Below are 26,069 nucleotides of genomic sequence, written 5' to 3'. Positions count from 1 at the left end.
TGACGTGATTGTCCGTTACTGCCGGTTGCTGCTGGCCTGGATCCTGATGCTGCCCGTCGCGGCCTGCACCCTGGCCCCTGAACAGAAGCACACGGAGCTGCCCATGCCCAGCCAATGGCGTGCGCCGCATGAGCTGGCGCCAGGCGAGGGCACTGCTCACGCCTGCTGGTGGGCGGCACTTGGCGGCACTGAACTGAGCGACCTGCTGAGGCGCGCTCGCGCCGGGAATTTCGAGCTGGAGGCGGCCAAGGCCAGGGTGCGCCAGGCAGATGCACTGGCTCGCGCTGCGGGTGCGCCGCTGTTACCCGAACTGGCGCTGCAAGGCTACGCCGAGCGCACCCGGACGGCCAGCGATCCCAGTAGCAATGCCCACGTGCTGGCCTTGGCCATGAACTACGAGCTCGACCTGTGGGGCGCACGACAGAGCGCATCCCGTTCGGCCCAGCAGCAGGCCGCTGCCACGGCCTATCTGCAACAGGCCATGAAGATCAGTCTGGACGCCAGTGTCGCCCAGGCTTACCTGCAGACCGTAGCCAGTCGCCAGCGTGCGGCGCTGACGCGTGCGGCCATCGAGAATGCACTGCAAAGCCTGGCGGCCGTCAACTCCCAATATCGGGCCGGACATGTCACGGCCACCGAACTGACCCGGCGCCGCCGCGCGCTGCTCGCCTTGCAGCAGCAACTGGTCTCGCATCAACGCCAAGCGGCAGCTGGTCTGGCGGCACTGGCCGCGTTGTTGGGCTTGCCGGTACAGGAGGTGAGGGTGAGTCTCGAAGGCCTCGACACACTGCAAGTGCCAACCCAGCAGGCCGCGTTACCACCGTCGTTGCTGTTGCGGCGGCCCGATATCGTTGCCATGGAGCACCAGTTGGCCGCCGCCGATGCCGACGTCACGGTCGCCCGGGCGGCACTGTTGCCTTCACTGAATCTGGGCGCATCGCTGGGCCTCGGCGATGAACGATGGCGTCTGCCAGGACATCCGGTCTATGAATTGGTGGCAGGGCTGACGATGCCGATTTTCAACGGTGGTCAACTCCGGGCCCAACGTGATCAGCGCTCGGCCAGACGTGATGAGGTCCTGGCCCTGTACCGCGCCGCCATCATCAATGCACTGGCGGAAGTGGAAAGCGCTCTGCAGGGATTGGATGCCAGCCGAAGTGAGAGAAGACAGCAGCAGCAAGCCCTGGCCGAGTCGAGCGAGCTGGTTCGTCTGGCCAGTTCCCGTCATGCGGCCGGCTTCGTCGATGTGCTGGCATTGGGCGATGCGAGAGCCGAGCTTTACGCAATATCGGATGTGGCAGTCGAAAAACGCCTGACCGAACTTGAAGCAGCGGTAACGCTTTACAAGGCCTTGGGTGGGGAATGGCGTGATGGTGCTTGTGCGTCCATCTTTTGAAACTCATGTACTCGAGTTTCTGAGATATCGCGGCGTCCTTGCGATCAGTATGAAGGACACATAAACTCTCCATCGAGCCCTAATTCGTGGAAGGGATTTGTGGGTGATAGAGGGTCTAGCGTTTCATAAAGCGCCTGGACGGTGGTTGCGGGTAAAGACCGGATCGATTCGATCGGTTTGGCTTTACTGAGGTGTTCAGATCCAAAACTACAGGCCCTTCGTATAATTTGTATTTAAAGAAATCGACGAATCAGTTACTACGCCACTCGCTGTATTTGAGCCCAGCAAGTGTTCGCCAAACGCAGTAACAATTCAAAAGACGGCGAAAATTTATCGGTAATTGCACTCAGATTTCTTTTGGTCAGCTTTCGATTCGCCTCATGCTCGGCCAGCACCCAGAGCACCTTCTCTGCGGCTATCCCCGTCTCTTTGACCAAAATTAAAGCGGTATGAAAGTCGGGTGTTCGCGTTCCTTTGACGTAGTTGTCCAAGGTTTTCTGGGGTATTCCCCATTCCTTTGCAAGGCTGTTCACTGTCCTTCCCTTGACAGCTTTAGCTATTAATTCTTCGTAGTTCATTTGAAACTCCAATTACAAAGTTTGTACGATTGGGCTAAGATTGATTTTGCATTAGCCCAAATGTACTTAGTTCAGTTGGGCTATTTGTAAGATATCACAAGTACGCGCGTACTAAGCGAAACGGCTGGTATCGCGAATCTCCATCTTCTCTATTCAGTCTAGAGGCTCGAAGAAAATGGCTAAATCCATCATTGAAATCATTCACGTTGTTCCCCTGTCTGGCGTCGGAAAAAAGTCCGGCAACGCTTACGACATGCGCTTTGCTCAGTGCATCGTCCACCACGTCAACAAAGATACCGGCCAAGTTGAGCCGCTCGTTGGCGAACTACTTCTGCCGAAGCAATACAACGATATTCCGCGAGGGATGTACGAAGTTGACTTCCGCCTGTCGGTCGCCCAAGACAAGCGTATCCAGTCCGTAGTGGATTCCATCGTTCCCTACGTACCAAAAGCCGCACAAAAAGAACCAGCAAAGGCTGCGGCCTGACCATGAAACAGGCGGCGGATAAATTCACGGCGGATCTGTTTAGTAGTCCCCGCCGTGGCCGCCCGCCGAAGCTCGTGCCTAAAACGAATGCACAACGTCAGCGCGAGTTTCGCCAGCGGCGCAAGTTCGATTTCCTAATTTCCGTTACGCGTAACGATAAATCCGATGCCTAAGTACGTTCTGTACTGCTCGCAAGATGCCGCACCTACGGTGTCAGTGGACGGCAAGCTCTCGTGCGACGGCGGTACATCGGCGCTACAGGTCGGGCTGCTGGAAACAACGCTGGACTCCCCGGATGCCTCGTCAGTAGCTGGTGTCTGGACTGCCGGTTTCTCCTTGGTGATGGCGTGTTTCCTGATCGGGCGTTGCATTGGCGCAGTACTTCAAATGATTCGGGAGGGGTGATGTCAACAGGTGCAATAACTGGGCTATTGGCGGCAGGCGTCGCCGCTTTGTGGGTGCTAGATTTCGTGTTGATCTTCCGCGCCTTCTGCTAAAGATTTGCCTATCTCGGGCAAGCGCTGCCGGACGGTTCCGGCGTTTTATAGGGGTAGAACCATGCAAGTGCTCTCCAAGTTCAAGAAGGGTGCAGCCGTCGCCGCTGCTGGTGTGGCGGCAGTCGCTGCGGTGCCTGCTCATGCTGCTGGCACCACGGTGGATCTGAGTTCGATCACCGGTGCTGTCTCGTCCGGCGACATCGTGACCGGCGTTCTGGCCATCGGTGCGGTTCTGGCCGTAGTGCATGTGACCGTGAAAGCGGCCAAGCTGGTGATGGCGTTCCTGAAGTCGGCCTAAGGTTCGCCAAGCTGTAATCAGGGACGATGTAGCGCTGCATCGTCCTTTTTTTCGTCCATACGAAAAGGGGGAAGGCGTGAATTATTCGAACTGGTGGTATCTGATCGCATTCGCGTGGGGTATGGTTTGCGCGTGGGCGGTGGTCGTCGGCCTTGAGGTTTCAAAATGAAGCGCGCCCATTTCCTCTTGCTCGTAGCGCTGTGGACCGTTTGGCTGGATGCGCATAGCGCAAACGTGCCGGTCTCGAAAGTGCAGAATGCGCTGGCCGGTGTGATTCAAGCAAAAGCCGTATCCAACGGCATTTCCGCATCTGATCCCCGCTTGGCAAATACGTTGGTGCGTTCTTCTTACCCTCTGACGGATGCTGTGGTGAAGGCGACGCAAGCCCAAGCTGCTGCTGGTGGGGCTGCTGCCGCCTCTAGCACGCTGGTAGCGTGGGGAACGGTTGGCGCTATTGTCATCGGAGCGCTTGCAGTGGCTGGTGCCGTTGGTTGGGCGATCGGTTATCTTGGGGCAAAGTGGTACTACGGCAAAAACGGAAGTGTGCAAGTTGGCGATAACCCTAGTTCGATCAATACGCCTGCGGGCCTTGCACCTCCGGATACGATTTATATTTTTTCTAATGCAGTGGCGACTTCTCCGGCCACTGCTTGTTTAGGCGCATCGTATTCTGACTTCACGATTTCCGGTGGACACGGTACGCAACGCGCTGTCTTGAACTCAGACGGTTTCTGCCACCTGATCCGCACCGTTGTTTCAGATACGGGCGGCTCCTACACAGAAGATAATGGCTCGCTGGGCGCGCCACAAAAATCGTCCAACAATAAAACGCTCTGTCCCGGCATCAAGCTCACGGCCTCAAACGGCGTCTGTCCCGCCTCCAATTTCAAAGAGTTAGCTGCTGCTCCTTCGATGAGCGCTGCTGACGCGGCCAAGTCATTGTCTTCCTCTGATCTAGCAGCGCCTTTGCCAACGCAACCCATTGCCGATATCGCTAACGCAGCGTGGCGAACCGCTGCAGGTTCGTCCGGCTATGATGGCCTGCCTTATGACGCCTCCAATCCGATCACAACGGGGGATGTCTCCAACTGGCAATCTTCTCACCCCGATTACTGGCCGACCGTAGGAGACTTCGCAACACCCCAGCAGGCCACGCCGGTAGATCCCGGCACCGGCAATGTGACCAATCCGATTCCTAGCAGCGGCCCGGTTTCCAGTTCGCCTGCTAGTTCGTCACCCTTTGGATTACCGACTTCCAGCAGTCCACAATCCTCGGTTGATCCGTCCAGTTCGGCACCAAATACAGGCAGCAATCCCAGCACTCAGCCGCTGGAAAACCTCGGACCTGATCCCGGCATTGGCGCTCCCTCCTTGGAGCCCATTCCAACGGCCACGCAAATTATTGCGCCCACGCGCAATATCTTTCCGACACTGAAATCCTTCGTTGTCCCTAGTGTGGATGTGCAATGCCCGACTTGGACTGTTCCCGTTTTCGGCAAAGATATCGCGTTGAAGGATCACTGTCCGCTCCTGGAGCAATCGAGGTCTTCCCTCTATGCGGCAATGGCCGTGGTCTATGCGCTCCTAGCGCTGTTCATTGTCCTTCGCTCTTAAGGGGAACAAGACATGTTTGGCATCGTTCTGTCGGCGCTCAATGCCGTCCTTGCATTCGTTCTACGGTCGATTATTGTTAAGTTCGTCGTGTTCTTTGCACTGTTCTTTGTGACGACTGAATTTATGGCCGTCATCGTGCAATTCCTTCCGACTGGCGATCAGCTCACGAATGCCTTTGGCGGCATTCCCAATGCGGTCTGGTATTTCCTCAACCTATTCAATATCAAGGCCGGGATACCGCTGCTGCTATCGGCCTACGTGACGCGCTTCACGATCCGCCGTATCCCGCTGATTGGCTAATCATGGGCATCAATGTCTATACCGGTCTGATGGGCTCCGGAAAAAGCTATGAGGTAGTAGCTGAAGTCATCGTCCCTGCCATCGCCAAAGGGCGGCGCGTTGTCACCAATGTGGATGGGATCGATGGAGAAAAAATCCGCGCCTACATTGAAAAGAATTACAAGCCGGTTCCAGAGCAATTAGGCGAGGTACACCATGTGACAAATGGCGATGTCGCGCTCGCCAACTTCTTCCCTTATTACGACGATAAGAAGGGTGCGCACACCGATACCATCGTTCAGCCTGGGGATTTGGTCTGCATCGATGAGGCGTGGCGCTTCTGGCCTGCCACTGGTGCGAATCTCTTGCAAGAGCATAAGAGCTTCTTCCTTGAGCATCGGCATTTCACCAATGAGCAAACGGGAGTGGCCTGCGATTTGGTGCTGATGATTCAGGACATGTCTACGCTGAATCGCTTCGTAAAGAACGTGGTGGCGTTTCACATTCGCACGCACAAGAAGATATCGCTAGGCATGCCCACGCATTACAGCGTGTCGATCTTCGAGGGGAATAAGCAGAGCAAGGCAGCGCGGATCAGTGTCGAACTGCGCAAGTACCGCAAGGATATCTTTCCTCTGTATTCCTCCTTCAAGGGCGGAGCTGACGGGAAAATAGTCAATGTCGATAAGCGTCAAAACATGCTGGCGCGTAAAAAGATTTGGATGACAGCGGGGGTTCTGCTGGTAGCTTTGGTGGTTGGGCTTTACAGCATCAATCGTTTTTTTCATCCGAAGCCGGTCTCCGAATCAACTCAGGCAGGGAAGCAAGACACAGGAAATAACAGCGGAAAGCAATCTGCTGTCCAGCCTGCAAAGCCTGCATTCTCGGACGCGTGGCGGATTGTAGGGACGGCGCGATTCGGCACGACAAGCTATGTCGTTATTGCGGATGAGGCTGGCCGTCTGCGCTATGAATCGCCCTCGATGTTCGTGCAGATGGGACCGCAGACCATTGGGGAAATTGATGGTGCCAAAGTGACGCGCTATTCCGGCGCGGTGGTTCATCCAGTTCATATCGAGGGGAAGAAATGAAACGCATGATTACGGCGTTACTGATGGCATACAGCGCAGTTGCAGCCGCTGCCCCTGCTGGCCCATTGCTTCCTCTCATGCCTCTGTCTATGCCGCTTCCCGCTGGTGCGCCGCCACAGTCTGATAGCGCTATGGAGTTCTCGCGGGTGCGCGTGGCGGAAGCTGTCGAAGCGATGTATACGCAGATCCTCAAAACGCCATACCTGATACAGCCTGAAGTCGTAGCTGATGAGCGGCTTGTTTCATTCCGCTTCGGCACTGGCGTTTCCGCTCGCTCTGAAGTCTCTCGCTTCATGGGTCTACTCGGATTATCAGTGCGCACGGTGAACGGCGTTGATATCGTCGGGATTGTGAAAGAAGTGGAGCCGGACAAAGAGCCTTTCGTGTATCGGCCAAAGTATCGGGATGTGACATATCTGGTAGAGCTTCTGCGCGGCCTTTTCCCAAAAGGGGAATTCACCTCCACGCGATCCATTCATGGCGCGCCGCAAGCGATCACGGCGGACTCAGTGACCGGCCAATCGAAAATGCCTGCCCCTGCAGGTTCTGCCGCCTCGCTGCTCGATACCGATCCGGACGCGCTGGTATTCAATGGAACGGAACCAGATATCAAGAAGCTCTCTGCGCTGCTTGCGCAACTGGATACACGGCAAGGCGAAGTGATGGTACGCGGCCAGGTGTTTGAGGTCGCTTCCAATGGGGCCGAAGGCTCGGCATTTTCTCTCGCCCTGCATCTGCTTGGCGGCACTGTGTCTGCCGGTCTCTCTACGCCATCCACCCTTGACGGTTTCGTGCGGATCAAGAATGCGTCCATTGACGCCGTATTTGCAGCACTCTCCAGTGACAGCCGCTTCAAGACGATATCTGCACCGTCATTACGTGTGCGCTCTGGTGCGGCTGGTCGCTTCGCTGTTGGTCAGGATGTGCCTGTGCTTGGCGCAATCAGCTATCCTGGGAATGGAAGCGCTCCGGTGCAGTCGGTGGAGTATCGGAGCTCGGGCGTTATCTTCGATTTGAAGCCGATTGTGCGAGAGTCAGTAGTGGATTTGATAGTCAGCCAGCAGCTATCAAATTTCATTGTCACGCAAACTGGCGTCAACAATTCGCCTACGCTTACTAAGCGGGAAGTCAGCACTTCATTGTCGGTCACGGATGGTGATGTGGTCATCATCGGTGGTCTTGCAGAGAACCGAGAAAGCTCCGGCCGCATCGGATTTTCGTTCTTGCCTGATTGGATGAGATCCAACACAGGGCAGACCGGAAAGATAGAGATACTCCTTGTATTACAGGTTACAAAACTGTAGAGCGCCCAGCTTTATGGGCACTCTACAGGAACCGCCTTAAGGTTCGATTAACTATTATCGATCCGCAAGAGTGTCTTTGTATCGCTTGATCACTTCTGGGATGTCAAGTTCGTCAAGCTTGTATTTGCTTTTAAGAGCCGGAGGAATTTCTCCTTTTCCGACGTATTCCTTCACCATTGTGGAGTAACTTTGCCCCATTTTTACGAGATCAGCTGCAGCCTCATTGATATGTCGTTTTGCCTTTCTTAACTCCTGCTCTAGGCTGTAAATCTCCATCACTTCTTGTCGGCTACCGGTACTACGCTGAAGAGTTGGCTCTGTTGGAACGTCGAAGCGAACTCGACGATTGCTGTCAGGGATGCGGGTGCTTGGCTGCCAATTACTGCTGCTCGACTCACCGCGCGAGGGGGACTGAGTGTTTTTACTTTCGTTGTCACTGTCACTGCTATCGTAAAACTCGAAGGGGGGTTTTGGATAAATACGATCCATTTTTTCTCTCATTAGTAGATATGGGCAACTTTGATCTGAATGCCCGTCTTGCGAAACGGCAGGCCTTTTTCACTGCCGCAACCTATGAGGTAGGTAACAGGCAATGGTTTGATAGTTCCGTGAAGGAAACGCAGGATCGACGCAATAGAAATTGAAATATGCCTTAGGTTTTAATCATTCGTATTCCATATTTCTTGAAAATCGTATGCAGGATATATCCGTCGTAGTCCATGATCCGCGCCACCAACTGGCGCATGGTCTTGCAGAAGAATTGACGGCCATCCGGACGCGTCCAGATGAAGGCCGCACCCTTGCGCATCAGATTGCGGACATACAGCGTCAGACGCAGTTGCTTCCACGGCGGGACGAAGTTGGACGGAGCCAGCGCCTTACGCGTGCGCTTGAAATGAGCGAAGTAAGGTTGATACAGGAAATGCAGCAGGGGCAGTTCTGGTTGTTCCATGATCGCGCCTTCGAGGTGGTGTTAAAGCTGACCGGGTTCCTAGATTCGGAGCCCTCCGTAAGACCGGCGGTTTCGGTCGTTTCTACTCCACCGCCTGCCGCCGTTTTCCTGAGTTCTTCGCCCGATGATCGAATAGACGGCGCATTAGGCTTTTGCCGCAAGGGGGAAGGTTTGTAAAAGCGCGGTTGCTGGCGCTTTTATGAATGCCCCCTTGCAGCAAAAGACGCGCCGGCTATCGTTCATCGAAAAGGCGGAGAACTCAGGAAAACGGTGGCGGGTTGATCGGAGAAACGGCCTCAACGGCCCATGAGTGCAAAGCACTCACAAGTCAGGTTTCATGCGGTTGACTCGAGGCGCTGCGGCGCTCGATAAAGGCAGGGGAATTTCCGTTACGCGTAACGGAAAAGAGGCGCAGCAAGATCGCGCCGCCCGCAGCTTGCGAGGACGGCGCGAGCGAAGCGAGCGCCTAGACTTGTATTAAGCATACTTAACGGAAACAAGCCTGGCGCGGCATGCCAAGGCAGACAAACCGAAAGAAGAAAATAGTAGGGAAGGGTAGTCCAGAAAAGAAAATGCCCTGAAAGGACTCGCGATCCGATCAGGGCGTTCATCCAACTAGCTGAGATAGGTGAATGAATGTCTGCAAGTTATACCCCAGATTTTGATCTGTCAAACGTTTCGTTTGATGCCTGCAACGAATTCGAACAAAAGGCTCCGGGCTGGAGCGATGAGGGCATCAGAAACACGTGGAATGATCGCTACGTGGCCCGTAAGGTCACATATCCAGACGGGCAGATGGAAGTGACAGTCTGCCGTGAGAAGCACTTCAAAGGCCCCGCTCCGATTATCGGTAAGCGCACCAAGCGCGGTGAATCCGAAAACCGCGAGCGTAACGAGGCCGTCGCCGCACGCAATGCAAAGAAATGCGTAAGAGAGCGCTGTAAGTCCATTGGGGCAGATCGCATGATTACGCTGACCTATAGAGACAACATGGTTGATCGGGAAAAGGCACTGAAGGATTGGGACAAGTTCCGACGTAGGGTTGGAAAGTGCGTTGATTTCCACTATGTGGCCGTGATTGAGGAGCAGCAACGTGGAGCGTTGCATTTCCATGTTGCTGTCCGTGGCCGGCAGTGCTATCAGCTTCTGCGCTCGATCTGGTCAAGCATCGTCGGTGTCGATGACCAAGGGCGCTCAATGTCAAATATTGATGTACGCAATCCCTCCAAGTTCGGTTTCGGGAAGGAGGGCATTCACAAGCTCGCCTCTTATATCGCTAAATACTGCGGTAAGCAGATGCAGTGCAGGGACTTTGACCAGAAGCGCTATTTCGCCTCAAGGGGTATTCCTAAGCCCGATGTGCAGAGCTGGACGCTCGCCAGTACTGACTCTCTCGGTGCGGTGCAAACGGCCTTTGTCATTGCCGGTACGGGCCTCTTAGACGGTGCGCAGTTTTGGTACAACAAAGCGCTAGATGTTATCTGGATAGCAACCGCACCTCATCAAGGCAAAGGAAGTTTGTTGACCGCTCCGTTTTAAATAAAATTTTTGCGAATAGAAACGCGATGGCTCTTGGGAAATTCTATTGTTGAGCCTAATTTAGATATCCTGCTTCATATCCATGCAGATCAAATTTCAACGATAGAGCTTTCAATTAACGCTCTAGTTATATTTTTCTCATAGAGGGATCAGCGATTATTAAAGAAGAGAAGCGGTTAGTTAATAATTACAAAAACTTACGATTCTTATGTTGATGTCATTAATTTGTAAGTAAATTGTCAGCCTAAAAATGCGAGCTTATATAAGAATAGAAACGTCGTTTCCCGTTGAGATGACATTAACCAAATTTTTAAGGAGTTATATTCCATGCGTATCATCAAGACTGTTGTAGCTGCTGTTCTGTTGGTCGGTTTTGCATCCTCGGTCTTTGCGGAGCCCAACTTGGCCAGTGGCCGTCGCGTGAACGCAGCGAAGGACGATCCCGCTTGCACCTACGAAGACGGTCAGAAGATTTGTTTCTAAATTATCTAGCTGGCACGAAAGCCCCGGAACCAGCCGGGGCTTTCGATTACTTAATGTCTTCTGCTTTTGCCTCGTGTTCCTTCATTGGATGGGCCTGCTTCAGTTCTTCCTTATCTACCTTGTGGCCATGAAATGCATCGGAAAGAGAATGGCCAATGTTATGAAATAGGCTGTTCAGAGACATGTCGAGGTCCTTTCTATTTAAATTAAAAATAATAATCGCTCTCTTGGAAGAGAGTTAATACGTAGTCATTGATGCGGTTAAGTTCCAACTGGGGAAGCTCCCCTTCCTCATTATCGAAAGCTTGAATTCGACGTTGTGACCTTCAGGCTGTTGATTTGCACCAGTCAGACAATATTTAAATGGAGAGCGGCACTTTCGGAATACGAAAATTAAAATGTCTGGAAGCCGATTCTGCGTGAACCACTGGGGCCAATTACCGCCGTGTATGGGGCACCGTTGCTGCGCATGTGAGCCTCTATAGAGGTTCTCATAGCCGTCCAAGCTTCAATTTTCTCGTTCAGGTCAGTTAATGTAGATTGAGGGGTGATAACGCCAGGATGAACACGTGAAATCTCTGCTAGATAGTCGTGTATTACATCTGCCATTCGAATGGAGTTATTCGTTGCTGTAAAAAGACTGTTATAGCGATTACGAAGCTCTTCGGGTGCTGCATTAAGAACGTAATCGTATTGATTTTGCGGTACGCCAGCGGCATTTCGTAGCTCATTTCGTTTTTCCAAAATCTGTCTTGCAATGACGTGGTTCTCGTGATTAGGAGAGTTCACCTCTTGAGCATCTCTAGAACCACCAACACATAAATTTCCCATTAGTAAGCCTCAACAATATAAATTCGATCAAAAGGTAAAAATTGCGACGTTTTTCGCATGGGTATGTGAAAACATCTCGATAAATAGTTCTCTAGACGAAAATGTTGTAGCGTTAAATATCGTATCTTCCGTCGTTGCGGGGCGTAGCTTTGCGAGCATTCACCGCGCAACCGGTGTGTTGATTTGCTCGCAGAATCCTCTCCATTTGACCCACCTTCCATTGCCTTCCGAAGGCTGTCACGCGGTCAGACGACCTTTTTCATTTCGGGTATCCAGCAAGGCGTACGCCACGCTCGCCCGACAACTTCACATCTAGGCTCTCGCCTGGCTCAGCGCAGAGGCGATCAAATCTCGGAACCAAAGAAAAACCCTTAAACAGATGTTCCTGGACTTAAGAGAACTGGGATACGAGGGGTCGTCTGACCGGGTGACTGCCTTCGGAAGGCAATGGAAGGTGGGTCAAATGGAGAGGGTTAAATCTGCGAGCAAATCAACATAGTGATGGAACCTTCACGTAACGTTCACGACATATCTGAGTGTAATTGCTGATATTTTAGCCAAATATGAATCTATTAGAGGCATCATGATTTTCAAAACGAGCCACATTTTTCGCTGTGACCATATTTCTGACGTGTCTGAAGATAACAAATCCATAGGGAATGGGGGCGAGTGCTCACCGCCTTCGTCTTCCTACAAAAAAACATCGAATGATGTATATTTTCAGAGAAATGGGGGGCAAAGCATTGCGGAAAAATTGCGCTCAATGCTACATATAGGTCGCCATAAATGGGCGCCGGAAAAACGATTTGTTATTTCTAGCATGAGTGATAGCGTGGTACGAACTAGCGGGTTGCTGAATGCATTAGACCGTCGTATTCCCAAGTCAAACCGTTTCGAGCTGGAGGAAACATCTTACTATTCGGAGTTCGGCGAGCTATTGCACGAAGGGGCCCTGAGTACGCTTGATTGCAGTTGCCGGCTTGATTTGCACGGCCATGGGAACATGTTTATGTTCGAGGATGACGGTCCGTTTATCTTTGCTTGTAAACTAAAGAGGGCAGGGTTGCGAGAAGTAGGCGTGATCAAGTTTCAAAGCTGTCGTAACGGTAAGGGTGATTTCCTTAAGGAGTTTCTGGAGGCATTAGATCAGCTGGAAATTAGGGTTGGATATGTCTCGGCTCCTATAGGAGGTCTCATAGATGGCCGTTCCGTGGTTAAGATTGCTGGGCGAGAATTTACTTATAAGCCGGCCTTTTTTATGCCGAGTAAGCTCATACGTAGAAAGCATGTCCTGCTGATTCCTGAGACTTTTGGCCTAAAAGTTATCAAAGGGAATATTGATGTGAAGTTCGAAGGCACCAGATACTCTTAGTGAAAAAGTCCCTGTATGCAGAAATCTTAGCTGAGCAAGGGATTCGAAGCTCGTACATCAGAGACCACATTTCAATTCGGAAAATCGACCGCAGGCTTCATGTTTCCAGCAACATAGTTCGCTACTAGATCCGATCCGATGTCGTTCAGCCGCTTATCCAGCAGGGCGCTCGTCAAGCTTGCCCCATGGTTTCATAGCAGAGGAGCCTTTTAGAACGGGATATTAGTGTGAGGCAGATCCAGTCCATTCACGACGTACTCACAAGCGAAGCGGTTTCATCTTGTCAAAGAACGGCTGCACAGCTTCATGCTTATACGAAGCTGATTAATTCGACAAAGAAGCTGATTAAGCTGGTTCATAAACGAGATGTCCTAGTAACCAGACGCGCTGCTATCAATTGAACTTGAAATCTTATTAGGGGCTACGGCGAATCAGACATTGCGGCGAGCTGAGCTTTTTTCAGCTTTCGTGCTGTGCTGATATGGTCTGGAGCTTCAAAAGGCGCAAAAAAAAGCCCCGGAAATCCAGGGCTTTGCATTTTGTGGAGGGAAGGGCGCTTGTCAGTGGAAAATCTTGAACAAAATTCCCACGGTGCCAGCCAGCATAAAACCCAGCATCCATTTGAGCAGCTCGAATTGTCCGCGCACCTCGGCGCGGAACTCTGTTAGATCGGCTTTCTTGACCAGTTCGTTATTCATGGCTTCGGCTAGTGCGGTTGCGTGGGCTTCGGCTTGCTCGGTGGGAACACCAGTTGCTTCAAGCCGTTTGACGTATTCGTGAGTATCAAAAAGGGTAGTTGCCATTGGGCTGCTTTCGATCAGTATAGCACCGTGTTAGCGGGCGCTGGTTTGGTTGGATTCATTGGGCCTTTGGAGTGATGTTATCGGAGCGCTGACCGGGCTGGCGGGCGTGGGAAACGTCAATACATCGGCGGTAGCGATGGCAAGCTTTGTCTTAGGAGAGATAAACCCCATTTGTCTGAGTCGGTCTTGGTATTCATAATGTTGTAGCCGGAGTATCTCTGGAACCCACCAAGGCACCTTGCGTTTGCCGTGCAGCCAATCATGCACGGATCGCTCAGAACGCTTGAGCCGTTTTGCCACGTCCTTTACTGAATGTCCTTGCATCCAAAACTCAAGTTCGCCTTTGTGACCGTATCTGATATTGGGATATCTCATATGGGCTCGTGTTTTATTTAGTCGAGTTGATAGGTGACCCGCGAGAAAAGATTGTTCCCGTTGTGCGAGAAATTATCGAACTCGTTTCCCGGGTTTATATTTCGTCGATTTCGCATAATTTGTATTATGTAAAATAGCGTTTCCTACTCGATGCCCTCAGAGAAAAGCCACCTTTAGCGCTTAGAAAGAAAGATTGATCTTTTTAGCGCCTACAAGAAGTAATCGTTTTCCCTTTGAAAATAATTCAGTAATTTAGCTCAAAAAAACAGTTATTCTTTCCGCCAAAATTCACTCCCCTCAAAAACTAAATTATTCCTTCACGCATTCACCAAAGTAATATCAGACCATTTCGGGAGATGCGCACGTCGTTCTTTAGTGCCGAACAACAAGAAACAGATGATTGATTGGCTCAAACAAGCCGCATCCATAGGAAATTCAAGATGGCCAGAGGACTTTTGTTGTTTGCTAAAAGTTGTAGACACTTTTTGGCTAATTCGGGCACCGATCAGGGGTTCTGGGACATGACTTTCACCCTTCCGGGAAAAACGGCATGACAGGCCTGGGTTGAGAGTCTCGGATGTGTTCTAGCTTAGTAATCCGTTCGTCGATGCCTTGCGCTCTATCCCACTTGCCAAGGGAATGAGGCAGCACCGGCAATCCTGCGTTCATTCGCAATCGTGAAGCAAGGTCGGCAACATCCCTCGCCAAACAGGCGTAACCGTATTGGCGCTCCCAAAAGAAGTCAGCAAAGTCGGGTGGCATATCGTGTTCCCCGACCGCTCCCAGATGCCGTTTCAGCAGCTCCTGCTTATACGGCAACGAAAGTATTTCGTACATCAACGCTCCCGGCAATGCTTTCCAGTTCACGTCAAATTCCATCGGATCGATGGTGGGTGTGGTAGTTGTTACCTCGTGATAGCCGGTCTTAGCATCGGCCGGCTGACCATATGCAGTTCCATCGTCATACATGACGTCGACGCACGAATTTGTGAAGCGCTCCAGGTGCGTACTAACAATGATGGCCAAGTACGTCGCATCCTGCTGTCTCTGAGCATCCTCCCGTTCTTGCTCCCGCTTACGCGTGAGCCCAGCTCCCCAACGAATGCCGACCAATGTGGCAGTTCCGGCAGCAATGGCCGTGATAATAGGGATAACAGCCGTCCATATTGGGTTCACTGCCCTTCTCCTCTATACTTCTTTAAATCAAAAGACGGTAGTCATACGGTGCCGCCGTGAAGCCATCGAGATATTTGCCGAACTTGGCAATACTCCCGGCAGAATCCAGCGTAGCCGGCATTCTGGAGTAGTAATCTAAGGTGTTCCAGTTCATTTTCGACAGGCCAAGAATCTCAGTTGCACATTGCATGACATCAGATTGGCCCATGAACCGGCGGATCCTCAGCGGCGCCGGAATTCGTCGCTTCCCTTGATAATATTTGTAGTATTTGTTGGCCGCGCTGGGTGTAGATCCATGAACCCATAGAAGCGCCGTATCGTCGCTTTCAACAACAGTCGTTCCCCGCTGTACTGGGAAGCCGTCGATGCCCAATTTTCCGTCTTTAAGCTTGGAGGCGAGATAGCGTAGCGAGCGTTCAACGTTGATCTCGATCAGCTCGACATTGGGCACGCCTTCAAGCCCCTGTAGCAGCCCTTCCTGTTCATCCTGCGTAAAGCGCGTGCGCTTGTGTATCACGACGCGCCGCGGAAGATGCATCTTGGACTCATAAAAGAGCTGGCGAATAGTGTCGCCTGTTCGTCGCGCGTCGTCTTGCGACATAAATGGATTGCCACCTTTTATGATCGGATTCTCGATGCGACCTAGCCTGAATTGAAGTCCCTCTCCACGAGCACTGTAGAGATGGCTGCAACCTAAAAGCACGTGACTATCGTTGTGAGCATCTTTGTCCAGGCTATAGCCAATTCCGACGAAGGCAGTGTCTTCGTCGAGTGCGTCTAGCCGCCACGGAGTGCGCATCGACTTCACGAAAAGCGCCAGGGCCAGCCACCAGCGCACTCGACATAGGGAGGCTGAACCCGTGGTTTCCTCCCGCACGAATTGCGTGCTCTGGCCATGTCGTGCGGCATATGCTTTGACATAATCATGAAGGTTGAACGACTCGTGGGCCTTCGACACAAGCTTGTACGGCTCCCAGCGCCGAGGGACATAGATCACCACCGTTACTGACTGACGAGCCCGTCGGATCAGATCCAGCGTCTGGCATATCCTTTGCGCGAGCTGCTTGGCGCCGACCATGGCGTCACTGCTGACATTGTCGTCAAGCGCCAGCCAAGCGGACTCTCCTCTGCATGGTGTCCTCAACGGCAGGCCGAAAGCCGCCGTGTATCCCGGGTAGTCGTGCAGATAGTCTCTCTCAGACTGGCTTGGATTGGCGGGCTGCTCCAAGCCATGCAAAAACTGCTCAAAATTGCCCGCAAGATTGGCCGGGCATACCACTGCGACATCCGTCGATTGACAGAATCCTGAACTTGTCAGCGAATGATCCCAGGGTCGATTTTCGACCAAACCGTGTAATGGATTGGGATTTTTGATCTCGTGACGCCCCATTTTGCTGGCGAAAATCAACGGTGCATCAGGAACTACAATCCCCGACTGCTTTGCATACTTGGAAAATTCAGCAGGAAGCGGCTTCGCCGCCTTATTCGAAAGCCCGGCAAACAGCGGCGCCCGGGCAATATGGAATATGCCACCATGCGGCGACGGTAAGTCCAAACTCACCAGCTGGCCAGTCCATCTCGATAAGTCAGCATCGAAGACGTTGTTGTGCTGATAGCCGTAAATCTGGTTACGAAGCGCCTTGGTGGGTTCAACATCGGCAATCTTGCCTTCCAACGTTGTGGCGACGATCTCTGGCATAAAGACGACATGCGGTACCCCATCAATGCCGACAATATCGATCGACAATGCACGATGTACCTTGTAGCTGACCTTGTCTGCCATCTTCTGGTCGTACGGCGCGGCCTCCCAGATCCTGCGCCGGCAGTCCGTCTGCATTCCCGTCGCCCTTGCGGCAGCGATCACCAACGCGCGGCGATACAGCCCCAAAATACGGCCGTCCGAGATGAGATTTTCATCCGAGATGGCCACTTCTGTCGCCGGTCCGTTCAAATGGTGGGCAAATAGTCTTTGCGCAAGCGGTGCGTCACACAGGCACAGCGCCCCTTTGTCGAATACCACGGTTGGGCCAGCCTCGTTCGGTGTCTGCTCACGCAGCCAGTCCTTCCAGCTTCCAACTTCCGGCATATCCAAGGGCAGCTTCAGGGCTGATGCAGGATATCGCAGCGGATGCGCATTACTCTTGATGAGATGGCTGATTTGCAGTGGCGGTACCGAAAATGCCATCTTGCGAACACCATCTTGTCCTGTGCTGGCGATCAACGCCTGCGCCTTCGTCAGATCATCACCTTCTAACTGGCGCATTGCCAATCGCGATATCAGGTCATCGAATCCGGCGGACGCAATATAGAAAGCAGATTGCTTCTCAGCTGGGATGGTACGTAGGAGTATCTTGACTTCTTCCGACGGTTCGTCGCCGAAGCCGCACCAGTAAAGGCGACGCTCCGACGTTCTGTAGGCTTGGCCAAGAACATCCATGAGTGACTGATCTCTGCCGCTGTACCCCACTACGATTAGGTCGTAGTTCTGAATTTCGCGTATCAGTTCGGTGCCTAGCCAAGTCTCTTGCGCTCGCAGTTCGTCGTTCGTATTCTTGAGCTTGTCGTATCGAAAATCACCATGCAGAGCCAAAAGGCGCACTTCGTTGTTGCCGTGGGCGCGCGATGTTCGTTGCTGGGTATCTATACCGACTTCGACACACACTACGTTCGCAGCGCTCAAGGCACGCGCGGCCAGATTGTCGAAATTGGTGGTCCAAATGCTTCTTACGGCGCCGGCGCCGCCGAGTAACGCCAATAGCTGGTAGCCAACGTGAGGCTTGGATTCGGCAATGAATTTATGAAAGAAGGCAGATCGATCCAGCGCGGTGGGATAGCACTCCAACGCGTAGAACGAATATTCTTCTGGTGCACCTTCTGGCGGATACAAACCGCTCTGATCGAGCCATCGTTGGATAATTTTTTTTGTGCCCTGGAGCGAAAGTTCGGACACGGAGTCTTGCAACGAAGGATTCTTCGTGACGAATATCTCTTTCTTCCATTCCCAGATGCAGCGCTGCGCCGAAGGCATTCCAGATGTAATGGAGGCGCCTGCTCCTAAAAGGATGATCGTAGGCCGATTGCGGTTTACCGAGATCGAGCGAACAAACGCATCAATGGTCAAGCGCGGTATATCCCCCGCGGTGCTGCCCACACTGCCTTGCATCGACTACCCTCCAGATTTTTTTCTTAATTGGAAACGTAGAATGGCTGCAAGACCGCCGAGATGAGGCAGTCATTTGTTGAGCCAGTGTTCGTCTTAGCATTTCCTTACACTGTAACAGATAGTCAACAAATTGCCGGCAATACTGGTACCAAAAAATACATATTGAGGGTATTAGTTACGCCTGACCTGCTTCCTAAGTTACTGCGGGAACTTGGAGTTTGCGGTTAAAAAGGTATCTGCAAACTGTTGTGACGCTAGGTAGTCCCTCACAAGCGCGATTAGAGGCTTAAGACGCTAAGTGCTCCTTAATCGATTCTTCTTGATCTGGTAAAAATTAAATGATCTTAGACGTATAACTGTTAAATGAATCTGACCTAGCTAGTTACAAATCAGGAATTTTCACCCAAGAAACGGCTTGCAGAAAACCTGCCAGGGAACGCTGCCCTGAAGGATGCGCTCGGCCGGAAGTGGCATGCCCGCAGGATAAGCGAAGCGCCGTAACGCACATCATACATGTCGACGGTCTAGGCGGAACCAGTGCACGCCTACTGATAGGAAGTTCCTGCTCCTTGCTTCACTACGAATCCCGTCGTCCTGACGATGTGGAACTGCGTCAACGTCTTTGCGAATTGGTAGCCATAAAACGCCGATATCGCGGTCGAGAGACACCGAAGCTGGACGGTTTCAACCGCATCGGACACGGCCACGGAGCACTGACCAGGCCGGCCCCTGCCAAGTCGGCCCCGAAAAAGAGTCACTAGTTCTTACCAATGCACTGCTTTAACCAGGGTTGCGAAAGCATTTCTTTCCGTTGTGCGTTTGTTAGATTGCTATAAAAAAAACCGGGGGCACGGGACAGCTCGCTGCATTGCTTGTCGGCAGCAGCGTTATAAAGTTGATTTCCGCAGACTAGCAATGTACTTTCCACCGTTTCCCATCGGTCTTTCCCATCCTCTGGATCTACACAGCCAGTTCCGCCGACGCTCCCACAACTCGCTTCAACTGTCGCACGCCCACGTGCTTGTAGTGTTGCCTGAAGGCGTCCATCGTATGTACGAAAGGTGGCCCAATGCTCCGACTCACCGCAAATGCGCTCTCCGTTCTGAAGGAGAGTGTAAGAAACGCAGACTTCATCACCCCTGATAAGCTGGCATGAATTCCAATTTCCTTCAAACGGTTTAGCGTTGGAGAGGGCGTTACGTCTCTGCTTCGAATGGAGTGCTACTGTTTTCTTCTTCCAGCTATCTTCGAGTTCAGAGATGCGGTTCGCATACGACAAAACAAGGCACTTTTCATCATCGCAGCCGTTACGAATTTTAGTGAGCCACCGCCTTTGATCTATCTTTACCGAGGCAGGATCTTCCGAAATTCTTAACACGGCCTCGTATGTCCGGAGCAGCACTTCATCTAAGTCGGAAATCTCTCGATCCTCGCAAATGGTCTCTTCCATCGGAGTCAAGGTCTTCTCACAATCGAAGCTCGCGGCATGAGCGGTCGTAGCGGCGAGAAAGCAGAGGACCAACAGGAAACGGGAGATGTTCATGGATACGGTGTTGAGACGGAAAATTAAGAGACCTGTCTGATCTTGCGCCAAGAGACGCAGATCAGACCCAAGACCATCAAGTACACGCCCACTATAAACAGCGAATCGCGTCTGTATTTGCGGTCCAGCTCAGCCTGTGTTGTTGGACTGCCGCGATATTGAACGACACCATCCAATGTCGTAATCGCCACCAGAGTATTTTCACAAAATCCAGCTGTGATCTTCTTTCCTGCATATGTCTTTAGCTGCTCGTACACAAGCGTGCATCCTTGCTTCCCGCATCCACCGAGGAAGGTCCTGCCAAATTGCTTTCCTTCTCCACTCTCGATCACGACTGATCTTCCGAGATAGTGAACGATCCCTTGCACGAAACGGTTGGCAGCGGGGTAGCCGGACTCAGTAGTGGCGCAGAGATCCGCTTTGGGCGGATGGAAGACTTTGAGGAGATAAGGGGACATAAGTAAAAGCCACATGCCTCCAAACAAAATTGCTAATAGCTGAGCAGATCGATCCTGATTGAATGATTTCATCATTGAGGGCAAACAGCAACAACCGAAGCGGCCAGGTCAGCGGTGGGCATATTGAGTGAATATCTTAGGAGAACAGGCTGACAAACTGCTGTCGGTGCGGGATTGCTACGTGCCTTGCCATCGCTGCGACTACGTCGCGGTCGTAGCCGTACCTATGGAACCTCGTCCCGCTCCCTCCCCGATACGCCCCCTCCACCCCTTCGCCGCATTGTGGCGCAAGGCAAGAGATAAAAAGGAAAACAGATCATGCAGCCGACCGTTCGGGCGACGACGCCCAATCAAAGCTGGTCGATGGACTTTGTATCGGATCGATTGGTTGATGGTCGCCGATTGTGCTGATTGAACATCGTGGGCGCCCTCCCCGAGGCATGCCTGGCTATCGAATTGGATACGTCGCTGCCTCGCGCACGGGTCGTATCGGTGCTGTCGCGCCTATCAGAGCTTCGAGGTTTGCCGCAATCGATTATCATCGACAACGGTGAATATTCTCCGCGAAAGCACCGCGAATTATTCTTTCATGAGGAACGCTATACGAGTGGCCGCCGATCCTAATCAGATAGAAAGGCGCTGAGCCTTCCTCCAGGTTGAACCCAGACTCCATGTCGTTCTCGTACGAAATCGGGAAGCAGGTCAGCCGGTGGCCGCGCGCGGCGTACCCCCCGATTCTAAAATTGAATAAATTTTATCAGTGAAGTCGCCTGAAAAGTACTCACTATGTTCCAAATCGCCGAGGGCTTGTATTAGCGATTGATGAAGATGATAGTCCCATGGGTTATTTGTTACCCAGGCGATAAACGCAGATGTTTCATATTTTGCGCGCCATTGCATCCAAGAACGCCAAATGCGCACCGCGATTACGACTTCCGCAAATCCCATGTGTTTCGCAACTGATTCCGTGCTTGATCCATTTCGGAAAAGCTGGGCTACATAGCTGTTACGTAAAATCTGTGGGTTTACGATCCCTCCTCTTGCCGCCGAGGAGGTTAAAGCTCGTACGCATAGCTCCGGCACTATGGCCTCCGCATGTTTGTAGGCCTCCTCGAAAACAGCATTTGTGTTACGTTGCAAGGTGGTCTTATTCATCTGGCCGCCGACGGCTGGGTAAGCCACAGGGCCCATCGCAGGGAATAGCAGCTTTTCCCGCGGCTGCGGTTGCTCAAAATACGAGTGCCAGTAGGTGAGCCAATTTTCTAGCAATACATAAAGATAGCTAACGTCTTTTAAGTTTATCTTTCTGTGAAAAGGTGTATCTTCCCGATGTAATGAGATCTGTCCCGATCGGATATGAATGTCGGAAATTTTGAGTGTCAGAATTTCAGATGATTTCAGTCCAGCGCCAATCATTAATGCCGTAGTGACGTATCGCCTTAACTCTCTGATTTCTGCGAGCGTTCGGAGTGATTCGAAGGGCTTTTGCGCAATGTATTCAAGGTGCTGCTCAAGAATTTCGAGTTCTGGCTCTGACAGAAAATCTCGGCCATCACTTTTAATCGCACCAGTCCACTCCTTCCCTTCTTGATTGCTCAGTTCAGCTGGATTTTTTGAGATATTGTCGGGGCAGGTGTCGATGACAAATTCGTAGACCTTCTCAATAAGCCGGCGATAGCACAGAAGCTGTTCAATTTGATTGAGCTCGTCCTGCTCATAACTACTTTTCTTGTCACAGAGCATCCGTGCCTTCTGGGATAAGAACTCTCCTATATGTTGTGGACGGACCTGATAGATATTGAGTCTATGGTCTCGCAAATATTGGTCAAATTGTCCCCATCGAACTCGATATATCTTGATTGTTCCTTGTTTTGCATTTTTACTGAGGCCCCTTCCCTTCATAGAGAGGATCCAGGCCTCGAATGCAAGGCGACTATCTCGACTCCACAACGATATTTGATCTGAGCTAAGCATGGTGTCCCAACCTTATTAAACTCTTTTTTAGCTGCGCTGTAAGAAACTCGACCTTAGATGAGCTGGAGAGAGCCTTCATCGCTCGATGCTAGATGCCGATGTCAAGCCTTACTTACAATGAATAGTCCACTTTTCACGAAGATGCAACTGCCTATCTTTTTAAGAGGATGAAGACCTTCGTTTTCATTATGCGAATCAGCTTAACAAGGAGCTGTTGCGACAGCTACTTGGCTGAGGAGGAATCGGGCTTACCCCAAGGCGTCAACACAAAACTACGAATCCCGCTTTTCGCCGACCGCCTGCCGGGCGGGTCGTCAATGATTTGGCGAAAGGCGAAGGAAAATGCGTCGCTTGTTATGGGATGTTGTACCGGTATAAATTGACTCACGCCATGCGCGAAAAAGATAACCGTCGATAAGAAGTCTTATCGACGGTTATACCCGTAAGGTTGCCCCGAGTTTTTATGTGTACTCGTACGTACTGAGAGGGGTAACGTAATACAGTACATTATTCCCTAGGCCCCGAATATCGATGGCTAAGGCATGCGCTCATGGTGGGATTTGTAAAGATGAAGATATGGGGCTGCCAGCCCAAAGTTGACTTCTGACGCCGAATTGCCGCCTAGGCACGCAGGCACTCTCATTGATGGGAATTCGATGCGGTTGTGTTACAAGAGTCAGACGAGGAAAGTTGATAGGCCCCCGGCCTCAGCCGAGCTAAGTGTGATGCCCTAAGGTCTTTTTCACTGCTACGATAATGATAACGAGCACACTCAAGATCAGATGAGAAGGGGCGGTCAGTCCCCTACCCTAACAGTTCGTGTATCGCGATTAGAACTAATGTAGATACACATGCCTGATAAGCGGCACAGATTGATTGTACGGGAAAAAAGTTCAGTCCTAACCAAGAAGACAACCAAGATCAAGGATACGCCTCCGCATCTCAATTCGTCTCCCAGATCTAAGCGCGCAGCGGAGAAAATATGGGCTAACTGAGCAATGTCGCCGGAGCTACATCCAGTGCAATGGCGATTCGCTCGATGTTGTAGAGCGTAATGTTCTTTTCCGCCCTTTCAATCATGCCTATGTAAGTACGGTGCAATCCTGCTGCCTCCGCCAATGCCTCTTGCGAGACGCCGCGAGCTAGACGAAATTTGCGCACATTGTGCGCAAATTTAATTACTAGCGGGCTGTTTTGGGGTGCGACGGGCATGCGCAAAGTGTCCGCCCGTTGCATACTATAGTTCTACATACTATGATTAGCATCTTATTGATAAATGATGCTTGTGTAAGAATGAGAAAAATTTTTTTAACTGCCGCGGTTTCTGTAGGCCTAGTGGCTTGCTCATCTACACAGCGGAACACGAGCCAACAACCGATTGCTGATCTAGGACTTGTTCGTATAGACCAGATCGACCCACAGGAGTTGAATCAAGTATTTATCAGTGCTCTCCTTCTAAATTCCAATTTAGCCGAGCGGTCGCGATTCGCGACTATGTGCTACCGCGACTTAGCCCTAGAGCAGATAGCACGGACAAACGCCAAGATGAACCCGAAGGCGATTTTGGGCGATGTTACAGCCATGGCAGCGGCCCGTAATCAAGAGGCAATTCGGGCATATCCAACTACCCGCTACTGGACCCGGGAAAAGATAGAGGCCTTTACAGCACCGATCGCTTCGGGGCGAGATGACTTATCGGTCTTCGACGTATTTGTCAATTTGCCCGCCAACAAGCGGCTCAAAGGAAACGGGAAATCGCGCTCAATGGGTAGTTACGGTCCTCTTGTATCAAATTCTCCGAACGACTCCTGGGCATTCCAAAACTGTAATATCAACTATGAAGTGCCGAAATTACATCTGAATGTTCCAGTTGATCCGAAAGTACATCAGGCACAAATTTATGCTGCCTCAAAAGAAAACTCGTCGCTTAAATTTACCGCAGATGTTGATGTCGAATTTGACTTCGTCGATTGCAAATTGAGCGGATGCACGCCACGCATCACACGCTATGAGGTGCGCAGCTTCAAATTCGGCTGGGATCTACGCTAATAGGACGTCGCGGTCTTCGCAATCTTGCGGGCCCCTATTTGTTCAACTTCAAAAAACCTCAGTATTTCGAAATCTATGTTGATTACAGATCCATCATCCGAATTGCGAGATGCACGCAAGCATTGGGTTAAATCATTCAAAATGTGGGATTGGGTGATGGCGTCAGAAACGGAGCCATGCTTCATCGTCGCTGCTAATAACGAAGCTGAGAAGTGCGTAAAACCTTTTTCTATGGCTATTATTTCTTCGGTGGAGCGCCTCATCCAATACGCAGTAGGTGATCTTGGCTCCCGATGCAAGGTATATATGATCGAACGAGTTCAGCATGAGAGCGGCTTTAGCGAGCTACGTTTTCCGGAGGTTTTGGGGCTTGGAAAATATGAAGCTGCGCCAGCTGGCGTTCCTTATTATGCGCACTTTGACGCCAAAGGCGTCGCGGTGAAAACCTATGAAGCGCAACCCGCTATCACTGAGCAAACAAAGATCCAAGTTTTGGCATTCTTTGAATAGCGGCTGGGCATTAATTTTAGGAATGCAAAAGAGAAAACCATGGATGAAAAAATCGACTTGACCACAGCTCTCAAGAAGTTGCATCGCCTGCAATTAGAGGGAGGAGATCTTGACGGCGCGTATTGGTTGGAGGTCTATCACCTTCTAGAGCATGCAGGCGAGTATCGTGACAGAGCACTAGATGCTGAAGAGAAGTTGCGCCGCGTTCGGCAATTGTCCGAATAAGGGAAGGCAGGATCAACCCTTCCTGTCTCTTCTTTCATGTCCGACTTTTTCACGACATTGGTGACTGGATCTGCTTCTATATCCATCTCCGCCCGCCTCCGGCGTTTGCACTGAAAACACTGGCCGAGACATTTGCTCATATCGTTACGTCCACCTGCGGCCCTTGATAGGACTGTAGCGCCTGCAGTAGCTCTCCACGCTTCTCCTACGTGAGTGGGCGCATTTGCTCACGCGGTGCGATCCTGCCCTCCAGCAGAATATCGGACATCCGTAAGGCAGCTACCGCGTTGGGCTCCTGGGCCAACGCGGTAGCAAAACCTTTCACGCACGCCGGCAGTTTGCTGGTCTGCTGGCGTTGTGCCAGCTTCTGTATGAAGGCCAGGCGGGCATCCACATCCAGCCCGGCGCACAAGGCTTCAGTCAGGCATTGCTGAACCGAAGGCGCAAGCGCGGCAAAGGTGTTCTCCTTGATGGCGGCGAAGATCCTGGCCCCGATGTCGCGATAGGAGCCCAGGCGCAGGTGACGCGGAATCTCTTCTGCCGCAGCACGCTGTAGGGCTGGGTCCTCGGTTTGCAGATTGCGTTCATGCAGCATGGCCCAGTCCGAAAGGATATGCGCGCGGGTCTCGGCAGTCACGCCGGGCAAGCCTGAGTCCAGGCACATCGCAAAAAGTGACTCCCAACGAGACGGATCTTCTACTGGCATCGCCCCCGGTGCAAATGCCACCGCACCTCCGGCCAGCAGCGAGGCAATGGCATGCGGCGCATAGCGGGCTCGTTCCATCGCAGCCGACAGGTCCTCGCCCTCGCCCGTGCCGGCGGCCATACCGATTCGCTGAATCGCCGCGCGCATCGCCGCCACATCCGTACCATGGCGTGCCGCATCACTCACGCGTGGGGCGAAGGCGCTGCAGACAATACCAATCTAATCGGTAATCAAATATTACGGTTTGCTAAATCCCGGGGCCGTATTAGGAAGTTACATCAATCCAGATTCCAGTAAAAAGCCCACGCTAGGGGGCTGTTTCTTTTATCAAAATGTTTGATTACCAATTCGACGAGATATATTGCG

Annotated in this window: 27 protein-coding genes and 1 pseudogene; 14 read left to right on the top strand and 14 right to left on the bottom strand. The window is 51.8% G+C overall.

The window, feature by feature from the left end:
* Positions 1 to 4: 4 nt before the first annotated feature.
* Positions 5 to 1,396 carry an efflux transporter outer membrane subunit gene (locus JOD78_RS03025; protein WP_134040177.1) on the top strand — a complete coding sequence of 464 codons (1,392 nt, stop codon included), beginning with the start codon at positions 5 to 7 and terminating at the stop codon, positions 1,394 to 1,396.
* A 257-nt stretch (positions 1,397 to 1,653) separates the two neighbouring features.
* On the opposite strand, the gene JOD78_RS03020 is transcribed toward JOD78_RS03025, so the two are convergent.
* Complete coding sequence (locus JOD78_RS03020) at positions 1,654 to 1,974, bottom strand: hypothetical protein (RefSeq protein WP_209568763.1); 321 nt, start codon at positions 1,972 to 1,974, stop codon at positions 1,654 to 1,656.
* A 175-nt stretch (positions 1,975 to 2,149) separates the two neighbouring features.
* Here JOD78_RS03020 and JOD78_RS03015 point away from each other — a divergent pair, with 175 nt between their 5' ends.
* The 6 genes from JOD78_RS03015 to JOD78_RS02990 all read left to right on the top strand — a co-directional run bounded on the left by JOD78_RS03015 (position 2,150) and on the right by JOD78_RS02990 (position 7,544).
* Positions 2,150 to 2,461 (top strand): hypothetical protein, encoded by a 312-nt coding sequence (locus tag JOD78_RS03015; RefSeq protein WP_209568765.1) that lies wholly within the window; start codon positions 2,150 to 2,152, stop codon positions 2,459 to 2,461.
* Positions 2,462 to 3,019: 558 nt separating this feature from the next.
* On the top strand, positions 3,020 to 3,256 hold the full coding sequence (locus JOD78_RS03010) for a hypothetical protein (protein ID WP_061790620.1): 237 nt from the start codon (positions 3,020 to 3,022) through the stop codon (positions 3,254 to 3,256).
* Positions 3,257 to 3,421: 165 nt separating this feature from the next.
* Positions 3,422 to 4,870: a hypothetical protein gene (locus JOD78_RS03005; RefSeq protein ID WP_209568767.1), complete on the top strand. Its 1,449-nt coding sequence runs from the start codon at positions 3,422 to 3,424 to the stop codon at positions 4,868 to 4,870.
* Positions 4,871 to 4,882: 12 nt separating this feature from the next.
* Positions 4,883 to 5,170 (top strand): DUF2523 family protein, encoded by a 288-nt coding sequence (locus JOD78_RS03000; RefSeq protein WP_017453338.1) that lies wholly within the window; start codon positions 4,883 to 4,885, stop codon positions 5,168 to 5,170.
* A 2-nt stretch (positions 5,171 to 5,172) separates the two neighbouring features.
* Positions 5,173 to 6,240 carry a zonular occludens toxin domain-containing protein gene (locus JOD78_RS02995; protein WP_209568769.1) on the top strand — a complete coding sequence of 356 codons (1,068 nt, stop codon included), beginning with the start codon at positions 5,173 to 5,175 and terminating at the stop codon, positions 6,238 to 6,240.
* Positions 6,237 to 7,544: a type II secretory pathway, component PulD gene (locus JOD78_RS02990; RefSeq protein ID WP_245201965.1), complete on the top strand. Its 1,308-nt coding sequence runs from the start codon at positions 6,237 to 6,239 to the stop codon at positions 7,542 to 7,544. Before JOD78_RS02995 ends, JOD78_RS02990 begins: the two co-directional genes overlap by 4 nt.
* A 54-nt stretch (positions 7,545 to 7,598) precedes the next feature.
* Here JOD78_RS02990 and JOD78_RS02985 read toward each other — a convergent pair whose 3' ends face one another.
* Both JOD78_RS02985 and JOD78_RS02980 read right to left on the bottom strand, forming a co-directional pair.
* Positions 7,599 to 8,033 (bottom strand): hypothetical protein, encoded by a 435-nt coding sequence (locus tag JOD78_RS02985; RefSeq protein ID WP_209568771.1) that lies wholly within the window; start codon positions 8,031 to 8,033, stop codon positions 7,599 to 7,601.
* A gap of 163 nt (positions 8,034 to 8,196) precedes the next feature.
* Positions 8,197 to 8,496: a hypothetical protein gene (locus JOD78_RS02980; protein ID WP_209568773.1), complete on the bottom strand. Its 300-nt coding sequence runs from the start codon at positions 8,494 to 8,496 to the stop codon at positions 8,197 to 8,199.
* A 636-nt stretch (positions 8,497 to 9,132) separates the two neighbouring features.
* Here JOD78_RS02980 and JOD78_RS02975 point away from each other — a divergent pair.
* Both JOD78_RS02975 and JOD78_RS02970 read left to right on the top strand, forming a co-directional pair.
* Positions 9,133 to 10,035 (top strand): hypothetical protein, encoded by a 903-nt coding sequence (locus JOD78_RS02975; RefSeq protein ID WP_209568774.1) that lies wholly within the window; start codon positions 9,133 to 9,135, stop codon positions 10,033 to 10,035.
* Positions 10,036 to 10,362: 327 nt separating this feature from the next.
* Positions 10,363 to 10,518, top strand: coding sequence for a hypothetical protein (locus JOD78_RS02970; protein WP_209568776.1), 156 nt, complete (start codon positions 10,363 to 10,365; stop codon positions 10,516 to 10,518).
* Between the two features lie 46 nt (positions 10,519 to 10,564).
* On the opposite strand, the gene JOD78_RS02965 is transcribed toward JOD78_RS02970, so the two are convergent.
* Together JOD78_RS02965 and JOD78_RS02960 are read right to left on the bottom strand one after the other, a co-directional pair.
* Entirely contained in the window at positions 10,565 to 10,702 is a 138-nt protein-coding gene (locus tag JOD78_RS02965) for a hypothetical protein (protein ID WP_209568778.1), read from the bottom strand.
* 209 nt (positions 10,703 to 10,911) lie between these two features.
* Positions 10,912 to 11,349 (bottom strand): hypothetical protein, encoded by a 438-nt coding sequence (locus JOD78_RS02960; protein ID WP_209568779.1) that lies wholly within the window; start codon positions 11,347 to 11,349, stop codon positions 10,912 to 10,914.
* Between the two features lie 583 nt (positions 11,350 to 11,932).
* Between JOD78_RS02960 and JOD78_RS02955 the strand changes: the two genes are divergently transcribed.
* A complete protein-coding gene (locus JOD78_RS02955) occupies positions 11,933 to 12,721 on the top strand; it encodes a hypothetical protein (protein ID WP_209568780.1) in 789 nt (262 codons plus the stop codon).
* Positions 12,722 to 13,281: 560 nt separating this feature from the next.
* Here JOD78_RS02955 and JOD78_RS02950 read toward each other — a convergent pair.
* The 6 genes from JOD78_RS02950 to JOD78_RS02925 all read right to left on the bottom strand — a co-directional run bounded on the left by JOD78_RS02950 (position 13,282) and on the right by JOD78_RS02925 (position 20,314).
* The gene (locus JOD78_RS02950; RefSeq protein WP_017454675.1) at positions 13,282 to 13,524 is read right to left on the bottom strand and encodes a DUF1640 domain-containing protein; all 243 of its coding nucleotides are present in this window, start codon (positions 13,522 to 13,524) and stop codon (positions 13,282 to 13,284) included.
* Between the two features lie 30 nt (positions 13,525 to 13,554).
* Positions 13,555 to 13,899 (bottom strand): hypothetical protein, encoded by a 345-nt coding sequence (locus JOD78_RS02945; RefSeq protein WP_209570740.1) that lies wholly within the window; start codon positions 13,897 to 13,899, stop codon positions 13,555 to 13,557.
* 528 nt (positions 13,900 to 14,427) lie between these two features.
* Entirely contained in the window at positions 14,428 to 15,075 is a 648-nt protein-coding gene (locus JOD78_RS02940; RefSeq protein WP_209568781.1) for a hypothetical protein, read from the bottom strand.
* A gap of 22 nt (positions 15,076 to 15,097) precedes the next feature.
* Complete coding sequence (locus JOD78_RS02935; protein ID WP_209568782.1) at positions 15,098 to 18,238, bottom strand: SIR2 family protein; 3,141 nt, start codon at positions 18,236 to 18,238, stop codon at positions 15,098 to 15,100.
* Between the two features lie 757 nt (positions 18,239 to 18,995).
* Positions 18,996 to 19,781 (bottom strand): hypothetical protein, encoded by a 786-nt coding sequence (locus JOD78_RS02930; protein ID WP_209568783.1) that lies wholly within the window; start codon positions 19,779 to 19,781, stop codon positions 18,996 to 18,998.
* A gap of 23 nt (positions 19,782 to 19,804) precedes the next feature.
* Complete coding sequence (locus JOD78_RS02925; protein ID WP_209568784.1) at positions 19,805 to 20,314, bottom strand: hypothetical protein; 510 nt, start codon at positions 20,312 to 20,314, stop codon at positions 19,805 to 19,807.
* Positions 20,315 to 20,584: 270 nt separating this feature from the next.
* Between JOD78_RS02925 and JOD78_RS27870 the strand changes: the two are divergent.
* Positions 20,585 to 20,806 (top strand): annotated as a pseudogene (locus JOD78_RS27870) (IS3 family transposase); the annotation flags it as partial.
* A gap of 135 nt (positions 20,807 to 20,941) precedes the next feature.
* Here JOD78_RS27870 and JOD78_RS02920 read toward each other — a convergent pair.
* Both JOD78_RS02920 and JOD78_RS02915 read right to left on the bottom strand, forming a co-directional pair.
* Complete coding sequence (locus tag JOD78_RS02920; protein WP_209568785.1) at positions 20,942 to 21,982, bottom strand: site-specific integrase; 1,041 nt, start codon at positions 21,980 to 21,982, stop codon at positions 20,942 to 20,944.
* Between the two features lie 1,218 nt (positions 21,983 to 23,200).
* Positions 23,201 to 23,425, bottom strand: coding sequence for a helix-turn-helix transcriptional regulator (locus tag JOD78_RS02915; RefSeq protein ID WP_209568788.1), 225 nt, complete (start codon positions 23,423 to 23,425; stop codon positions 23,201 to 23,203).
* A 333-nt stretch (positions 23,426 to 23,758) separates the two neighbouring features.
* On the opposite strand from JOD78_RS02915, the gene JOD78_RS02910 reads away from it, so the two are divergent.
* The 3 genes from JOD78_RS02910 to JOD78_RS02900 all read left to right on the top strand — a co-directional run bounded on the left by JOD78_RS02910 (position 23,759) and on the right by JOD78_RS02900 (position 24,997).
* Positions 23,759 to 24,262 carry a hypothetical protein gene (locus JOD78_RS02910; RefSeq protein WP_209568790.1) on the top strand — a complete coding sequence of 168 codons (504 nt, stop codon included), beginning with the start codon at positions 23,759 to 23,761 and terminating at the stop codon, positions 24,260 to 24,262.
* Positions 24,263 to 24,337: 75 nt separating this feature from the next.
* Entirely contained in the window at positions 24,338 to 24,772 is a 435-nt protein-coding gene (locus JOD78_RS02905) for a hypothetical protein (RefSeq protein WP_209568792.1), read from the top strand.
* Positions 24,773 to 24,811: 39 nt separating this feature from the next.
* Positions 24,812 to 24,997 (top strand): hypothetical protein, encoded by a 186-nt coding sequence (locus tag JOD78_RS02900; RefSeq protein ID WP_209568794.1) that lies wholly within the window; start codon positions 24,812 to 24,814, stop codon positions 24,995 to 24,997.
* Between the two features lie 205 nt (positions 24,998 to 25,202).
* On the opposite strand, the gene JOD78_RS02895 is transcribed toward JOD78_RS02900, so the two are convergent.
* A complete protein-coding gene (locus JOD78_RS02895; protein WP_209568795.1) occupies positions 25,203 to 25,850 on the bottom strand; it encodes a hypothetical protein in 648 nt (215 codons plus the stop codon).
* Between the last annotated feature and the right edge of the window lie 219 nt (positions 25,851 to 26,069).

The sequence above is a fragment of the Herbaspirillum sp. 1130 genome (genome assembly GCF_017833835.1).
Classification (GTDB): domain Bacteria; phylum Pseudomonadota; class Gammaproteobacteria; order Burkholderiales; family Burkholderiaceae_D; genus Herbaspirillum; species Herbaspirillum huttiense.
This window is presented reverse-complemented; position numbering and strand designations above follow the sequence as displayed.

Excerpts from the sequence above, each read along its gene's own strand:
- JOD78_RS02910 (WP_209568790.1), top strand. The coding sequence starts at position 23,759 with ATGAACCCGAAGGCGATTTTGGGCGATGTTACAGCCATGGCAGCGGCC.
- JOD78_RS03020 (WP_209568763.1), bottom strand. The coding sequence starts at position 1,974 with ATGAACTACGAAGAATTAATAGCTAAAGCTGTCAAGGGAAGGACAGTG.
- JOD78_RS02945 (WP_209570740.1), bottom strand. The coding sequence starts at position 13,899 with ATGAGATATCCCAATATCAGATACGGTCACAAAGGCGAACTTGAGTTT.
- JOD78_RS02935 (WP_209568782.1), bottom strand. The coding sequence starts at position 18,238 with ATGCAAGGCAGTGTGGGCAGCACCGCGGGGGATATACCGCGCTTGACC.
- JOD78_RS02930 (WP_209568783.1), bottom strand. The coding sequence starts at position 19,781 with ATGAACATCTCCCGTTTCCTGTTGGTCCTCTGCTTTCTCGCCGCTACG.
- JOD78_RS03000 (WP_017453338.1), top strand. The coding sequence starts at position 4,883 with ATGTTTGGCATCGTTCTGTCGGCGCTCAATGCCGTCCTTGCATTCGTT.
- JOD78_RS02970 (WP_209568776.1), top strand. The coding sequence starts at position 10,363 with ATGCGTATCATCAAGACTGTTGTAGCTGCTGTTCTGTTGGTCGGTTTT.
- JOD78_RS02995 (WP_209568769.1), top strand. The coding sequence starts at position 5,173 with ATGGGCATCAATGTCTATACCGGTCTGATGGGCTCCGGAAAAAGCTAT.
- JOD78_RS02975 (WP_209568774.1), top strand. The coding sequence starts at position 9,133 with ATGTCTGCAAGTTATACCCCAGATTTTGATCTGTCAAACGTTTCGTTT.
- JOD78_RS02925 (WP_209568784.1), bottom strand. The coding sequence starts at position 20,314 with ATGATGAAATCATTCAATCAGGATCGATCTGCTCAGCTATTAGCAATT.
- JOD78_RS02915 (WP_209568788.1), bottom strand. The coding sequence starts at position 23,425 with ATGCCCGTCGCACCCCAAAACAGCCCGCTAGTAATTAAATTTGCGCAC.
- JOD78_RS03015 (WP_209568765.1), top strand. The coding sequence starts at position 2,150 with ATGGCTAAATCCATCATTGAAATCATTCACGTTGTTCCCCTGTCTGGC.
- JOD78_RS02960 (WP_209568779.1), bottom strand. The coding sequence starts at position 11,349 with ATGGGAAATTTATGTGTTGGTGGTTCTAGAGATGCTCAAGAGGTGAAC.
- JOD78_RS02905 (WP_209568792.1), top strand. The coding sequence starts at position 24,338 with ATGTTGATTACAGATCCATCATCCGAATTGCGAGATGCACGCAAGCAT.
- JOD78_RS02900 (WP_209568794.1), top strand. The coding sequence starts at position 24,812 with ATGGATGAAAAAATCGACTTGACCACAGCTCTCAAGAAGTTGCATCGC.
- JOD78_RS03005 (WP_209568767.1), top strand. The coding sequence starts at position 3,422 with ATGAAGCGCGCCCATTTCCTCTTGCTCGTAGCGCTGTGGACCGTTTGG.
- JOD78_RS02950 (WP_017454675.1), bottom strand. The coding sequence starts at position 13,524 with ATGGCAACTACCCTTTTTGATACTCACGAATACGTCAAACGGCTTGAA.
- JOD78_RS02980 (WP_209568773.1), bottom strand. The coding sequence starts at position 8,496 with ATGGAACAACCAGAACTGCCCCTGCTGCATTTCCTGTATCAACCTTAC.
- JOD78_RS02955 (WP_209568780.1), top strand. The coding sequence starts at position 11,933 with ATGATTTTCAAAACGAGCCACATTTTTCGCTGTGACCATATTTCTGAC.
- JOD78_RS02985 (WP_209568771.1), bottom strand. The coding sequence starts at position 8,033 with ATGGATCGTATTTATCCAAAACCCCCCTTCGAGTTTTACGATAGCAGT.
- JOD78_RS02965 (WP_209568778.1), bottom strand. The coding sequence starts at position 10,702 with ATGTCTCTGAACAGCCTATTTCATAACATTGGCCATTCTCTTTCCGAT.
- JOD78_RS02920 (WP_209568785.1), bottom strand. The coding sequence starts at position 21,982 with ATGCTCTGTGACAAGAAAAGTAGTTATGAGCAGGACGAGCTCAATCAA.
- JOD78_RS03010 (WP_061790620.1), top strand. The coding sequence starts at position 3,020 with ATGCAAGTGCTCTCCAAGTTCAAGAAGGGTGCAGCCGTCGCCGCTGCT.
- JOD78_RS02895 (WP_209568795.1), bottom strand. The coding sequence starts at position 25,850 with ATGCGCGCGGCGATTCAGCGAATCGGTATGGCCGCCGGCACGGGCGAG.
- JOD78_RS02990 (WP_245201965.1), top strand. The coding sequence starts at position 6,237 with ATGAAACGCATGATTACGGCGTTACTGATGGCATACAGCGCAGTTGCA.